The organism is Burkholderia sp. SIMBA_062, from assembly GCF_046534765.1.
In the GTDB taxonomy this organism is placed as follows: Bacteria; Pseudomonadota; Gammaproteobacteria; order Burkholderiales; family Burkholderiaceae; genus Burkholderia; species Burkholderia ambifaria.
Window position 1 is genome coordinate 1 of the sequence record NZ_JAWRYD010000344.1, and the last position, 263, is coordinate 263.

1 protein-coding gene is annotated in these 263 nt (G+C 68.1%); it reads left to right on the forward strand.

What is annotated here, in order from left to right; genetic code table 11:
• Nucleotides 1-53: 53 nt before the first annotated feature.
• Nucleotides 54-263: hypothetical protein (locus SB786_RS36620; protein WP_410731637.1), on the forward strand; the 210-nt coding region annotated here is incomplete at its 3' end.

Below are 263 nucleotides of genomic sequence, written 5' to 3' on the forward strand. Positions count from 1 at the left end.
TGCGCAGCGACAAGAACCTGTCGCTCGCGTTGCCGGTAAAACTTGAGGAGCCCATGAGCGCCACGTTGCGCCTGAACACCGTGGGCCGTGGCGCCGACGGCGTGCTGCGCGCGACGGCCACGGTCGAGAGCAACAACGAGCGCGATCGCAAGCACACGGTGACGCTCGACGAGGACCACCTGAAACGGTTCCGCCACGGGTACGCCACGACGCAGAAGGACGCGGCGAAGAACCCGCGCCCCGACGTGTTCGCGCTGGTCGGC